12 protein-coding genes are annotated in these 12241 nt (G+C 70.7%); 7 read left to right on the forward strand and 5 right to left on the reverse strand.

Features of this window, described 5'->3' with window-relative positions:
* Together VF289_RS13855 and VF289_RS13860 are read left to right on the forward strand one after the other, a co-directional pair.
* Positions 1-223: hypothetical protein (locus VF289_RS13855; protein ID WP_330884489.1), on the forward strand; the 223-nt coding region annotated here is incomplete at its 5' end.
* A 246-nt stretch (positions 224-469) separates the two neighbouring features.
* Entirely contained in the window at positions 470-2350 is a 1881-nt protein-coding gene (locus tag VF289_RS13860; protein WP_330884490.1) for a 1-deoxy-D-xylulose-5-phosphate synthase, read from the forward strand.
* A gap of 22 nt (positions 2351-2372) precedes the next feature.
* Here the strand turns inward: VF289_RS13860 and map are convergent, their stop codons facing one another.
* The 5 genes from map to VF289_RS13885 form a co-directional block, all read right to left on the reverse strand.
* The gene (map, locus tag VF289_RS13865) at positions 2373-3194 is read right to left on the reverse strand and encodes a type I methionyl aminopeptidase (protein WP_330884557.1); all 822 of its coding nucleotides are present in this window, start codon (positions 3192-3194) and stop codon (positions 2373-2375) included.
* Positions 3194-4222: a COX15/CtaA family protein gene (locus tag VF289_RS13870; RefSeq protein WP_330884491.1), complete on the reverse strand. Its 1029-nt coding sequence runs from the start codon at positions 4220-4222 to the stop codon at positions 3194-3196. Before VF289_RS13870 ends, map begins: the two co-directional genes overlap by 1 nt.
* Positions 4223-4372: 150 nt before the next feature.
* The gene (locus VF289_RS13875) at positions 4373-5167 is read right to left on the reverse strand and encodes an ABC transporter permease (protein WP_330884492.1); all 795 of its coding nucleotides are present in this window, start codon (positions 5165-5167) and stop codon (positions 4373-4375) included.
* A complete protein-coding gene (locus VF289_RS13880; RefSeq protein WP_330884493.1) occupies positions 5164-6078 on the reverse strand; it encodes an ABC transporter ATP-binding protein in 915 nt (304 codons plus the stop codon). The genes VF289_RS13875 and VF289_RS13880 overlap by 4 nt, the downstream gene beginning before the upstream one ends.
* Before the next feature lie 109 nt (positions 6079-6187).
* Positions 6188-7282: a glutathione S-transferase family protein gene (locus VF289_RS13885; protein WP_330884494.1), complete on the reverse strand. Its 1095-nt coding sequence runs from the start codon at positions 7280-7282 to the stop codon at positions 6188-6190.
* A gap of 267 nt (positions 7283-7549) precedes the next feature.
* On the opposite strand from VF289_RS13885, the gene VF289_RS13890 reads away from it, so the two are divergent.
* From VF289_RS13890 to sufC, 5 genes are all read left to right on the forward strand, one after another.
* The gene (locus VF289_RS13890) at positions 7550-8287 is read left to right on the forward strand and encodes a helix-turn-helix transcriptional regulator (protein ID WP_330884495.1); all 738 of its coding nucleotides are present in this window, start codon (positions 7550-7552) and stop codon (positions 8285-8287) included.
* Positions 8284-9711, forward strand: coding sequence for a Fe-S cluster assembly protein SufB (gene sufB, locus VF289_RS13895; RefSeq protein ID WP_330884496.1), 1428 nt, complete (start codon positions 8284-8286; stop codon positions 9709-9711). The genes VF289_RS13890 and sufB overlap by 4 nt, the downstream gene beginning before the upstream one ends.
* Positions 9711-11033 carry a Fe-S cluster assembly protein SufD gene (gene sufD / locus VF289_RS13900; protein ID WP_330884497.1) on the forward strand — a complete coding sequence of 441 codons (1323 nt, stop codon included), beginning with the start codon at positions 9711-9713 and terminating at the stop codon, positions 11031-11033. Before sufB ends, sufD begins: the two co-directional genes overlap by 1 nt.
* Entirely contained in the window at positions 11033-11371 is a 339-nt protein-coding gene (locus VF289_RS13905) for a non-heme iron oxygenase ferredoxin subunit (protein WP_330884498.1), read from the forward strand. The genes sufD and VF289_RS13905 overlap by 1 nt, the downstream gene beginning before the upstream one ends.
* Positions 11372-11448: 77 nt before the next feature.
* Positions 11449-12204, forward strand: coding sequence for a Fe-S cluster assembly ATPase SufC (gene sufC, locus VF289_RS13910; protein ID WP_330884499.1), 756 nt, complete (start codon positions 11449-11451; stop codon positions 12202-12204).
* Positions 12205-12241: the final 37 nt, after the last annotated feature.

Raw genomic sequence — 12241 nt, forward strand, 5'->3', positions numbered from 1 at the left:
GCTGGGGCCCCTGCGCACCGCGACGGCGCACTACCGCCTGAGCGACGTCGCCCTCGTCGCTCCCGATGTCGCCGTGGCGCACAAGAGCGCCTGGTCCACGGTCGAAGAGGCCGACGGCGGCGCACCTCCCGCGATGAACGCGCACTACGTCTTCGTACGACGCGAAGGACGCTGGTGGATCCTGCGCCGCCAGAACACACTCGTCGCCGAGGCAAGGTCCTGATCGTAAGGGTCATGAAGGGTCAGGGCTGTCCGGGACGCAGGACGCATCGACGACGCTCCACGAGGGGGGAATGGGGGCGCGTCGCGCACTCCTGCGCGCGGTGTCCGCACCCTCGTGCACACCGGGACGAGGCTCCGTGAAACCCCGGTGAAGATGTGCACAGATGTGACCATGTCCGCCGTCGATCCTGGTCAGGTCGTCGTACCCTGAGCACGACCCGATCCCCGTCCCCAGGGAGGACCGCGCGTGTCCACCACCGAGCAGCGCACCGACGCGCCGTCCCGCCCGGCTGCCACCGCGTCGGGCACCCCGGCGCCGGCCGCAGATTCCGCGACACCGCCCGCGGAGGTCCCCATCCCTTCCGGCCCGGATGCCCTGCGCTCGCTTCCCGCCGAGGCGCTGCCCGGGCTCGCGCGCATGCTCCGCCGCCGGCTGCTCGAGATCTGCTCGCGCACCGGCGGTCACCTGGGGCCGAACCTCGGCGTCGTCGAGCTGACCATCGCGCTGCACCGCGAGTTCCGATCTCCGGCCGAGCCGATCGTCTTCGACACCGGGCATCAGGCCTACGTGCACAAGATGCTCACCGGCCGCGCGGACCTCCCCGGTCTGCGCAGCGCCGGCGGCACCTCCGGCTACCCCGATCGCCGCGAATCCGCGCACGATCTCGTCGAGAACTCCCACGCCTCCGGTTCGATCGCGTGGGCGCACGGGCTGGACCGCGCCCACCGCCTCGCCGGGCAGCAGGGCGCTGCGGTGGCGGTGATCGGCGACGGCGCCCTCACCGGCGGGGTGGGGCTCGAGGCCCTCAACGAGCTCGCGGCGGACGTCGGCTCCCGCACCGTGGCGGTGATCAACGACAACACCCGCTCCTACGCCCCCACCGTCGGCGGCCTCGCCCGTCACCTCGCCGCGCTCCGCTCAGGCGACGTGGCACCGGGCGGCGACGTGTTCACCGCCCTCGGGCTCACCTACGTCGGTCCCGTCGACGGGCACGACCATGAGGCGCTCGCGGCCGCGATGGCGCAGGCGCGGCGCGCGGCCGAGGACCCGCAGCGTTCCGGGGTCGTGGTCCACGTGCTCACCCGCAAGGGTGCCGGCTTCGCCCGCGCGGAGTCCGACGCCGTGGACCAGTGGCACGCCACCGGCCCCTTCCCCCTCGAGGGGGAGGACGGTGCCCCCGCCGCCGCGGACACCTGGACCGCCCGACTGGGAGCGGCCGTGCTCGACGCCGCCCGGGAGGATGAGAGGGTGATCGCGATCAGCGCCGCGATGGTGGACCCGGTGGGCCTCAGCCCGATGCAGCGGGAGATGCCCGAGCGGGTGATCGACGTCGGCATCGCCGAGCAGCTCGCCCTCGACACCGCCGCAGGGCTCTCCGCCGGCGGCCGCCGCCCCGTGGTGCCGCTCTACGCGACCTTCCTGGGGCGCGCCCACGACCAGCTGCTCCTGGACCTCGCCCTGCACCGCGAGGACGTGGTGATCTCCTTGGACCGTGCAGGGGTGACGGGCGACGACGGCCCCAGCCACCACGGGGTCTGGGACCTCGGTCTGGCCGCTCAGGTGCCCGGGCTGACCCTCTGGGCTCCGCGAGATGGGGAGCGCCTCGCGGCCGCGGTGCCCGATGCGCTCGCGACCCATGGTCCTTCGATCATCCGCTTCCCCAAGGGGGCCTGCCCGCCGGAGATCCCCACCGCGAAGGAGATCCCGGCCGGTGACATGCTCGCCGGGCGCGCCGACGCCCCGGTCGACGTGCTGCTGGTGAGCATCGGCGCGCTCGCCGGGCGGGCGGTGGAGGCCGCCCGAACGCTCGAGCGGGAGCGGCCCGACGTGAACGTGGTGGTGCTGGATCCCGTGCGCGCCCTGCCGCTGGGGGAGGAGCTGGTGAACCTCGCCGCCGCCGCGCGCGCCGTCGTCACCCTCGAGGACGGGATCGCCGACCGCGGGATCGGCGCCGCGCTCGCGCTGCGGGTCGCGACCCGTGCGACCGCCGCCTCCCCAGCGCCGCCGCTGCGCACTCTCGGCATCGCGCAGGAGTTCGTGCCCCACGCCAAGCGGGACGCGATCCTCGCCGGGCAGGGCCTCGACGCCGCGGGCATCGCGCGGACCGTGCAGTCCCTGATCGACTGACCGGGCCCGGACCGGCGGCGATTCAGCCCTGTGAGCTCCGCGGCGAGGGGTCATCGGCCCTGGCGGTGAGCACGATCGGTGCACCGTCGGTGACCTGCAGGGTGTGCTCGGCGTGGGCTCCGCGGGAGCCATCGGCGGAGAGCTGCGTCCAGCCGTCGCGCTCGTCGACCACGAGATCCGAGGTGGTCGGCACCAGGAAGGGCTCCACGGTGATCAGCTGACCGGCCACGAGCTCCGTGCCGCCCCCGGGCGTGCCGTGATTGGGGACGAACGGCGCCTCGTGCATGGTGCGCCCCACGCCGTGGCCGCCGAAGCGATCGTTGATCGAATATCCGAGCGAGTGGGCCGCCGTCATCACGGCATGGCCGATGTCGCCCACGGTGCTCCCGGCCCGCACCTGGTCGATACCCGCCCACATCACCTGCTCCGTGTGCCGGATCAGCTGCAGATCCTCCTCGCGAGGAGCACCCACCGGGATCGTGAGGCAGGAGTCCGCGACCCAGCCCTCGACCTCGACCGCGAAGTCCAGGGAGAGCAGGTCGCCGTCGACGAGCACCCGGTCGTAGGGGCGGCCGTGCAGCACACCCTCGTTGAGCGAGGTGCAGATGACGTAGCCGAAGGGCGAGGCACCGAACACCGGGTGGTAGTCGAGATAGCAGCTGGTGGCCCCTGCCTCGCGGATCAGCCGGTGCGCCTCGGCATCCACCTCGAGCAGGTTCCAGCCCACATCGACCACCTCGCGCAGGTGCGAGAGCACCGAGGCGACGAACTCGCCCGACGGGCGGGCCTGGTCGAGGGTGGGGAGCTCCTGGGTGGAGCTGCGGCGGCGCCGGCCGAGAATCATCATGCCTCCGAAGGGTCGAGGACGGGCTGCGAGGTGCTCGGCGCCTGGGCGGCGTCCTGCCAGGTGACCAGCCGCGCACCCACCCAGGCGATGGTCGCGGCGAATAGCGCGGCCCCGATCAGGTGGAGGAACACCACCAGTTCCGGCAGCCCGAGGAAGTACTGGACATAGCCGATGATCCCCTGCACGATCGTGAGCCCCACCAGCCACCAGGCGGCGACGATCGCCTGCCGACGGGCCCGAGCACGGTGCAGGATCACCAGCAGCACCGCCAGCAGCGCGCAGAAGACATAGACCGCGAGGGCGTGGAGGCGGGAAGCGAGGATGGGGCTCATCGCGATCCGCGTGACATCGCCGGCGTCGCCGGAATGGGGCCCGGTGCCGGTGACGATGGTGCCCAGCACCAGGACCGTGAAGCCGGCCACGGCCAGCGGGACGAACACCGCCACCGCGCGGGAGGGGACCGCGAGCCGCACGGCGCCGTCTCCGTCGTACAGCCGCACCAGCAGGACCATGGAGACCGCTCCCAGCAGCGGGGAGATGAGGAAGTGCGGGCTCACCAGGCCCGGGTGCAGATCGAACCACACCACGAAGGCACCGATCAGCGCCTGCAGCCCGGTGCCGATCAGCGGCACCCACGCGAGGCGGCGGAAGCCGGGACCCTTGTGGCCCAGCCAGCGCCAGCTCACCAGCAGCAGCGAGATCGCGAAGATGCTCAGCACGCCCGTCAGCGAGCGATTGCCGAACTCGACGAAGGGGTGGATGCCGGAGGCCATCGTGAGCTCCGGGGTGAACTGGCCGGGCTCGCAGTGGGGCCAGGAGGAACAGCCCAGCCCGCTTCCCGTCAGCCTCACCGCGCCGCCCGAGAGGATGATGCCGATCTGGCTGATCAGGTTGCCCCAGAACACGATGGCGGCCACCCGCGCGCGGCGCCGAGGGCTCCAGGAGGTCAGGCGGCGATCGGGCAACGTGGTGATGCGCCCGTGCCTCTCGGGAAGGCGCGTCACGGGTTCGGAGGGGCTGGACATGCTCTGGAGTCTAGATTCCTCGTCGGGAAGAACGCTGAGCACTGTGGACGAATGCGACCGATGACGCATCACGGGCCCCGGGACCGGCGGCGGTGACCATCGATGGCCACCTGTCGGTCCCGCGGTGGTGCAGCTGGACGTCCCGCGGGGTCAGCTGTCGGTCCAGCGGAACCAGCGCATCACGGCGAGCACTCCGGCGACGGCCCAGGCGAGCAGGACCAGGGCAGAACCGGCGGAGAAAGGACCGGAGGCCAGGCAGGCGCGCAGCAGCTCACCCAGGGCGCCCGAGGGCAGCAGATCCACCAGACCGCCCAGGATCCGGGGGTAGCTCGCCGTGGGGAAGGCGACGCCGCCGGCGGCGACCAGCACCACGAACACCAGATTCGAGACCGCGAGCACCGCCTCGGTGCGAAGGGTGCCCGCGACCAGCAGCCCCAGTGCACCGAAGGCGACGGTGCCCACCAGCCACACCGGGAGGGCGCCGAGCAGGCCCAGCAGGTCCGGTCGCCAGCCGATGATCAGGGCGATGATGCCCAGCACGAGCACCTGCAGCACATGGGTGGCGAGGGTGGCCAGGATCTTCCCGGCGAGGTACCCGCCGCGCCCCAGCGGCGTGGTCGCCACCCAGCGCAGCACCCCGTTGCGCCGGTCGAAACCGGTGAGGATCGCCTGGGAGGTGAAGGAGGTCGAGATCAGCGCCGTGGAGAAGGTGGCCGCGACGGCGGTCTCGATCGCCGGGACACCGTCGAGCCGTCCCAGCGGCAGCAGCCACAGGCCTATCAGCACCATCGCCGGCAGGGCGATGGCGACCGTGAGCTGCTCGCCGTTGGAGAGCAGGATCCGGGTCTCGAGCCCGGCATGGGCGAGGATCCGGCGCAGGGGCGGTGCGGGACGCGGGGCGCGGTCCGTGCTCGCGCGGCCGGCAGAGCTGTCCACCGTGGTCATCGGGACTCCTCCGGGGTCGGGGCCGACGCCGGTCCAGGGGTCCTCAGCGCCGAGGCACGGTCCTCGTCCATCAGATCCAGCAGCACCGACTCGAGATCGGCCGCGCCGCCCGAGGTGATCTCCAGCTGGGCGCCGTGCCGGGCGGCGGTGGCCCGCAGATCGGCCTCGAGGGCGGGAACAGCGGCCGGATGCACGCCGGAGGCGGTGGCCTGGACCACCACTGCTCCGTCGGCCGCACGGTGCTCGCTGATGACCTCCTGGACCGAGCCGGAGGCGAGCACCCGGCCCCGGGAGATCACGCGGACGGCGTCGGCGAGGCCGACCACGTCGTCCATCAGATGGGTGGTGAGGACCACGGCCGTGCCGGTGCGGGCGAGGCCGCGGATCAGCTCGCGCACACGGCGGCGGATCGAGGGATCCATCCCTGCGGTGGGTTCGTCGAGGAACACCAGGTCGGGGTGTCCGATGATCGCGAGCGCGAGCGCCAGGCGCTGTCGCTGCCCGCCCGAGAGGCGCCGCACCAGAGTGCGTGCGAAGCTGTCGAGCCCCAGGTGCTCTGCGACCTCCTCCACGTCCAGCGGCGCGGCGTGGAGGCTCGCGCCGTAGCGCAGCAGCTGCATCGCGGTGGCGCCGGAGGTGAGCCCGCCGTCCTGGATCATCACGCCGACCCGGGCACGGTGCTCGGGGCTCGAGCTCCAGGGATCGCTCCCGAGCACTCGCACCGTGCCGCCGTCGGGCCGCAGCAGGCCGGTGGCGCAGGAGATCGCGGTGGTCTTGCCGGCGCCGTTGGGGCCGAGCAGCGCGGTGACCGCGCCGCGCTCCGCGGTCAGGCTCAGACCGTCGAGCGCACGCACGGGGCCGTAGCTGAGCGTGAGGTCGTCGGCGACGAGGGCAGGGGAGTGGTCGTCCATGGCGGGCCCATCGTAGGCCGTGGGGTGCGCGGGGGAGGAGCCGACGTGAGCGACCGGTCATGCATCCCGCGGTCCCGGGCGACGATCGCCGCCCGGGCCCGGTGCGGGGTCAGCGCCCGGTGACGCGCAGCGGGGTGTGCGCGGGATCCACCACCTCGGCGGCGAGCGGAGCCAGCGGCGCCGTGCCTCCGGGCCCCCAGGTGTCGGTCTCGAAGCGGTCCCGATCGTGGGGCTCCAGCAGCGGGGCCAGGTCCGGGCCCAGCGGCACCACCTGGGTGGGGTTGATGTCCTCGTGCACGAAGTAGTAGTGGCGCTTGATCTGCTCGAAGTCGACGGTGTCGCCGAATCCGGGGGTGGTGAACAGGTCCTTGGTGTAGTTCCACAGGTTCGGCATGCTCGACAGGGTCTGCCGGTTGGCCTTGAAGTGGCCGTGGTAGACCGGATCGAAGCGGATCAGGGTGGGGAACAGCCGCACATCGGCCTCCGTGATCGAGGAGCCCATCAGATAGCGGCTGCGCCCCAGACGCTCCTCGAGCTCGTCGAGCGCCGCCCACAGCTCGCGGTACTCCTTCTCATAGGACTCCTGGGAGCCGGCGAAGCCGACCTTGTACACCCCGTTGTTCACCCGGTGCAGCATCCACCTGTTCAGCGCGTCGATCTCCTCGCGCTGCGCTTCCGGATAGAGGTCCGGGGCGCCCTCGCGGTGGTGCTCGCTCCATTCGGTCGCGAAGTCGAGGGTGATCCGCTGGAAGTCATTGGTCACCACGGCCCTGGTCGGCACGTCCACGACGGCCGGCACGGTGATCCCGCGCGGGTAGTCGGCGAAGCGGGCGAAGTACGCCTCCTGGAGGCGCTCGTAGCCGAGCACGGGATCCGTGCCGCCCTCGTCGAGGTCGAAGGTCCAGGAGCGCTTGTCATGGGTGGGACCGGGCATGCCGACGCTGATCGCGTCCTCGAGGCCCAGCAGTCGACGGGAGATCAGGGTGCGGTTCGCCCAGGGGCAGGCGCGGGCGGCGATCAGGCGGTAGCGGTCCGCCTCGACCGGCCAGCCGTCACGGCCGTCCTGTGTGATGCGGTCATCGATGTACGTCATGTCGCGGTCGAAAGACTTGCCGCTGGAGACGTACGCGCCGCGGGTGGAGTGCGCGTCCGGCGCGGACGGCGCGGAGGCGGACGAGGGGGTGGAGGCGGAGGTCTCGGTCATGGTGGGTCCCTTCTGGACGGGCTGGTCGACACAGCGATCGGGTCACGACCACAGTAGTTGAAAACGATACTACACGGATGGGGGTGTGCTTCGGGGTATGGCGACGACGGCTCCGCGGAGGTGGTCGATGGGGCGACGCCGCAGGGGCGGTCGATGTGAATGCACAGGTTAGGGGACCCTTCGTGCTGTGGCGCACAGGCTCGGAAAGGTATTTGGCAAGACTTCTGTTGTAAAATCGAAGAAGTCGACGGACGGGAGGAGGCCACCGTGACCGCATCCGAGATTCCCACGGGCGTCGTGCCGACGACCCGCGACCGACTCGTGCAGGCCATCTCGACCCACGGCCCGATCACGGCGCGCCAGCTGGCAGAGCGTTTCGGCCTCACCAGTGCGGCGGTCAGGCGCCACCTCGCGGCACTCGAGGCCGAGGGTGTGATCGCCGAGCACGAGGTGCTCGTCGCACAGCGCGGCCGTGGCCGACCCAGCAAGTCCTTCGTGCTCTCGCAGTCCGCGCACGAGGACCTGCCCGGCGGGTACGACGAGATGGCCGTGATGGCGGTGGCCGAGCTCGCCCGGCTCGGCGGCGAGGAGGCGGTCACCGCTCTGGCCGAGCGCCGCATCGCCGACTGGGAGAGTGCGATCGCCCGGCGCGTCGCGGAGTGCGAGGAGGCGGGGGAGACCGTCACCGCCGCCCGCAAGCTCGAACTGCTCTCCGAGCTGCTCACCGAGCGCGGCTACGCCACGACGGTGCGGCCGTTGCACGTTCCGCTGCCCGCCGCGAGCGCGCAGTCCGGCACCGCGCCGCGTACGCTCGTGACGGCCCAGCTGTGCCACGGGCACTGCCCCGTCCTCGACATCGCCGCAGATCACCCCGAGCTGTGCGAAGCAGAGACCCGCGTCATCTCCCGAATCATCGGCACCCCCGTCCAGCGCCTGGCAACCCTGGCGCAGGGGGCGCATGCCTGCACGACTCACATTCCACTCACCGAGGGAAGGACATCATGACGAGCGCACCAGAGAAGCTCACACAGGACGAGATCATCGACTCCATCGGCAACTATGCCTTTGGGTGGCACGACGAGGACTCCGCCGGGGCCGGCGCGCGCCGGGGCCTGTCCGAGGACGTCGTGCGCGACATCTCGGCCCGCAAGGACGAGCCCGAGTGGATGCTGGAGCGCCGCCTGAAGGCGCTCAAGCTCTTCGACAAGAAGCCGCTGCCCACCTGGGGCCCGGACCTGTCCGGCATCGCCTTCGACGACATCAAGTACTTCGTCCGCTCCACCGAGAAGCAGGCCACCTCCTGGGAGGATCTGCCGGAGGACATCAAGGAGACCTACGACCGCCTCGGCATCCCCGAGGCGGAGAAGCAGCGGCTCGTCGCCGGCGTCGCCGCGCAGTACGAGTCCGAGGTCGTCTACCACCAGATCCGCGAGGACCTGGAGGAGCAGGGCGTCATCTTCCTGGACACCGATACCGCGCTCAAGGAGCACCCGGAGCTGTTCAAGGAGTACTTCGGCACCGTCATCCCCTCGGGTGACAACAAGTTCTCCGCGCTGAACACGGCCGTGTGGTCCGGCGGTTCCTTCGTCTACGTCCCCAAGGGCGTCCACGTCGAGATCCCGCTGCAGGCCTACTTCCGGATCAACACCGAGAACATGGGTCAGTTCGAGCGCACGCTGATCATCGCCGACGAGGGCTCCTACGTGCACTACGTCGAGGGCTGCACCGCCCCGATCTACAACTCCGACTCGCTGCACAGCGCGGTCGTGGAGATCGTGGTGAAGAAGGACGCGCGCGTCCGCTACACGACGATCCAGAACTGGTCGAACAACGTGTACAACCTGGTCACCAAGCGCACCACCGTCGAGCAGGGCGGCGTCATGGAGTGGGTCGACGGCAACATCGGCTCCAAGGTCACCATGAAGTACCCGGCCGTGTGGCTGATGGGCGAGCACGCCCGGGGCGAGACCCTCTCCGTCGCCTTCGCCGGCGAGGGCCAGAACCAGGACACCGGCTCGAAGATGGTGCACATGGCACCGCACACCTCGAGCTCGATCGTCTCGAAGTCGGTCTCCCGCAGCGGCGGGCGCAGCTCCTACCGCGGACTCGTCCAGGTGATGCCGGGGGCAGAGCACTCGGCCTCGACCGTGCTGTGCGATGCGCTGCTGGTGGACACCATCTCGCGCACCGACACCTACCCCTACGTCGACGTGCGCGTCGACGACGTCCAGATGGGCCACGAGGCCACCGTCTCCAAGGTCTCCGAGGAACAGCTCTTCTACCTGATGAGCCGCGGCATGGAGGAGACCGAGGCGATGGCGATGATCGTGCGCGGGTTCATCGAGCCCATCGCGCGCGAGCTCCCGATGGAGTACGCCCTCGAACTGAACCGCCTGATCGAGCTGCAGATGGAAGGAGCAGTCGGTTGATGACGACCACCGATGTGAAGGGCGCGGAGAGCGCCGGAGACCCCTCGGCCAATGAGGCCGTCGGCCACGCGGCGGGCGCCGCTCCGGTCGCCGCGGGCACCGCCCTCGAGGATGTGGACACCACCGCCGCCCCCGAGCTGGAGGAGGAGAACCTGACCCTGCCCGGGCAGGACGTCTCCGCCGCTCACGCGGCCGCGAACCGAGGCGCCCGCAAGCGCTCCTTCGAGGTCTCCGCGCACCCGGTCCCCAAGAGCGACATCGAGGAGTGGCGCTTCACGCCGCTGCGCCGTTTCGCCGCCCTGTTCCAGGACGAGCCCACCGACGACCGTGAGGGCGATCCCGCCGTCGACTACCAGGTCACGGTGCCCGAGGGTGCTCCCGAGATCTCGACCCTCGCGCCCGCCCAGGCGCCGCGCGGCACCGTGCTGGTGCCCGAGGACCTCCCCACGGCGATCGCCTCGGCCCGCTGCGAGCAGGCGCTGCACCTGGTCGCCGCGAAGAACGTCGCCTACGACGCGCCGTTCCGGGTGGACATGACGGGCAACGGGGCGGACCGTCGCGCCAACGCGCACATCGTGCTCGAGGCGCAGGAGTCCTCCTCGGCGACGTTCATCCTCAACCACACCGGCGCCGCGCAGTACGCGCAGAACGTCGAGATGATCGTCGGCGACAACGCTCAGATGACGGTCATCACCCTGCACGACTGGGACGACGACGCCGTGCACATCGCCACCCACCACTCCCGCGTGGGTCGCGACTCCCGCCTCAAGCACGTCGCGGTCACCCTCGGCGGCAGCGCCGTGCGGCTGAACTCCATCGGCGAGTACGCGGCTCCCGGCGGCGAGATCGAGAAGCTCGGCCTGTACTTCTCCGACGAGGGCCAGTTCTTCGAGAACCGTCTGTTCGTGGACCACAGCGCTCCGAACTGCACCTCCAACGTGGCCTACAAGGGCGCGCTGCAGGGGAAGAACGCTCGCTCGGTGTGGGTCGGCGACGTGCTGATCCGCAAGGAGGCCGAGGGCACCAACACCTACGAGCTCAACCGCAACCTGGTCCTCACCGAGGGAGCGCGCGCCGACTCGGTGCCGAACCTGGAGATCGAGACCGGCGAGATCGAGGGCGCGGGTCACGCCGCTGCGACCGGTCGTTTCGACGACGAGCAGCTGTTCTACCTGCGCGCCCGCGGCATCCCCGAGACCGAGGCCCGTCGACTGGTGGTGCGCGGCTTCTTCGCCGAGATCATCCAGCAGATCGACGTCCCCGAGATCCGTGAGCGCCTCTCGGCCGCCATCGAGGACGAGCTCGCCCGGAGCATGAACTGATGTCGGACGCCTTCGTCCCTGTCGCCGCCCTGGCGGACCTCGCCCCCGGCGAGGTCCTCGATGTCGCGATCGGCGACCTCGAGATCGCCGTGGTGCGGGACGAGGACGGCGGCGTCCACGCCCTCGAGGACATCTGCTCGCACGACGAGATCGCGCTGAGCGACGGTGACGTCGAGGGCTGCACCATCGAATGCTGGAAGCACGGCAGCCAGTTCGACCTGGTCACAGGTCGTCCCCTGCAGCTCCCGGCGGTTCTTCCCGTGCGGGTGTTCCCCGTGCGCATCGACGAGGACAGCGGCGAGATCCTGGTGGATCCGACCGCAGCCCCCGCCACCTGACCACTGCGGGCCCGTCCGTCGGGCCCGCACCCCCGTTCCCACGAATCCACCAGCTGAGCTGGACAAGGAGAACCCACATGTCGATCCTGGAGATCAAGAACCTCCACGCCACCGTCGAGACCCCTGAGGGCACCAAGGAGATCCTCAAGGGCGTCGACCTCACCATCAAGGCGGGCGAGACCCACGCCATCATGGGCCCCAACGGCTCCGGCAAGTCCACCCTCGCCTACGCGGTCGCCGGTCACCCCAAGTACCAGATCACCGAGGGCGAGGTCCTGCTCGACGGCGAGAACGTGCTCGAGATGAGCGTCGACGAGCGAGCCCGCGCCGGTCTCTTCCTCGCCATGCAGTACCCGGTCGAGGTCCCCGGCGTGACCGTGTCCAACTTCCTGCGCACCGCCAAGACCGCGGTCGACGGCGAGGCCCCCTCGCTGCGCACCTGGGTCAAGGACGTCAAGGGCGCGATGGATGAGCTGAAGATGGACCCCGTCTTCGCCGAGCGCAATGTCAACGAGGGCTTCTCCGGCGGCGAGAAGAAGCGCCACGAGATCCTCCAGATGCAGCTGCTGAAGCCCGGCATCGCGATCCTCGACGAGACCGACTCCGGTCTCGACGTCGACGCGCTGCGCGTCGTCTCCGAGGGTGTGAACCGCGCCAAGGAGAACACCGAGGTGGGAATCATGCTGATCACCCACTACACCCGCATCCTGCAGTACGTGAAGCCGGACTTCGTCCACGTCTTCGTGGGCGGCAAGATCGCTGAGCAGGGCGGCCCGGAGCTCGCCGAGCGCCTCGAGGCCGAGGGCTACGACCGCTTCCTCGTCGGCGCCTGACGCCACCGGCCGGCCCGTCCCGGGAGTGATCCCGGGC

Source organism: Brachybacterium sp. (genome assembly GCF_036379615.1).
Classification (GTDB): domain Bacteria; phylum Actinomycetota; class Actinomycetes; order Actinomycetales; family Dermabacteraceae; genus Brachybacterium.

What these genes read in the sequence shown, in the direction of transcription:
- map (WP_330884557.1), bottom strand. Translation starts at nt 3,194, where the DNA reads ATGATTCTCGGCCGGCGCCGCCGCAGCTCCACCCAGGAGCTCCCCACC.
- VF289_RS13870 (WP_330884491.1), bottom strand. Translation starts at nt 4,222, where the DNA reads ATGTCCAGCCCCTCCGAACCCGTGACGCGCCTTCCCGAGAGGCACGGG.
- VF289_RS13875 (WP_330884492.1), bottom strand. Translation starts at nt 5,167, where the DNA reads ATGACCACGGTGGACAGCTCTGCCGGCCGCGCGAGCACGGACCGCGCC.
- VF289_RS13880 (WP_330884493.1), bottom strand. Translation starts at nt 6,078, where the DNA reads ATGGACGACCACTCCCCTGCCCTCGTCGCCGACGACCTCACGCTCAGC.
- VF289_RS13885 (WP_330884494.1), bottom strand. Translation starts at nt 7,282, where the DNA reads ATGACCGAGACCTCCGCCTCCACCCCCTCGTCCGCCTCCGCGCCGTCC.
- sufB (WP_330884496.1), top strand. Translation starts at nt 8,284, where the DNA reads ATGACGAGCGCACCAGAGAAGCTCACACAGGACGAGATCATCGACTCC.
- sufD (WP_330884497.1), top strand. Translation starts at nt 9,711, where the DNA reads ATGACGACCACCGATGTGAAGGGCGCGGAGAGCGCCGGAGACCCCTCG.
- VF289_RS13905 (WP_330884498.1), top strand. Translation starts at nt 11,033, where the DNA reads ATGTCGGACGCCTTCGTCCCTGTCGCCGCCCTGGCGGACCTCGCCCCC.
- sufC (WP_330884499.1), top strand. Translation starts at nt 11,449, where the DNA reads ATGTCGATCCTGGAGATCAAGAACCTCCACGCCACCGTCGAGACCCCT.